The following is a 503-nucleotide window of genomic DNA, read 5'->3' as shown; positions in this document are numbered from 1 at the left end:
CCCCGCGACCCACGGGGTGTTCCGGATCGTGCTCGAGATGGATGGCGAGCGTGTCCGGGACGCCCATCCGGTCATCGGCTACATGCACCGCGGCTTCGAGAAGCTGGCCGAGCACCGCGACTACCGTCAGATCAAGGCGCTGGTCAACCGCCACGACTGGCTCTCCGGGTTCTCCAACGAACTCGGGATCGCGCTGGCCGTCGAGACCATGCTCGAGATGGAGGTCCCGGACCGCGCGCAGTGGATCCGCATGCTCATGGCGGAGTGGAACCGGATCCTCAACCACCTGATGTTCACCGGGTCCTTCGCCCTCGAGCTCGGCGCCATCACCCCGATGTTCTACGCCTTCCGGGAGCGCGAGGACATCCAGCACATGCTCGAGTCGGCCACCGGCGGCCGGCTGCACTTCACCTACAACCAGGTGGGCGGGCTGAAGGTCGACCTGCCCAAGGGCTTCCTGCGCCGCTCGGCCGAGCTCTCCGCCCTGGTGCGCTCCCGGCTGC

Annotated in this window: 1 pseudogene; it reads left to right on the top strand. The window is 67.8% G+C overall.

Annotation, left to right across the window (positions count from 1 at the left end):
• Window positions 1-37: 37 nt before the first annotated feature.
• Window positions 38-503 (top strand): annotated as a pseudogene (locus ACNA7R_RS20705) (NADH-quinone oxidoreductase subunit D); the annotation flags it as partial.

Origin of the sequence: Natronococcus sp. (genome assembly GCF_047921035.1) — an archaeon.
In the GTDB taxonomy this organism is placed as follows: Archaea; Halobacteriota; Halobacteria; order Halobacteriales; family Natrialbaceae; genus Natronococcus.
The sequence above is the reverse complement of the archived record's forward strand: the minus strand, read 5'-3'. Positions and strand labels throughout refer to the sequence as shown.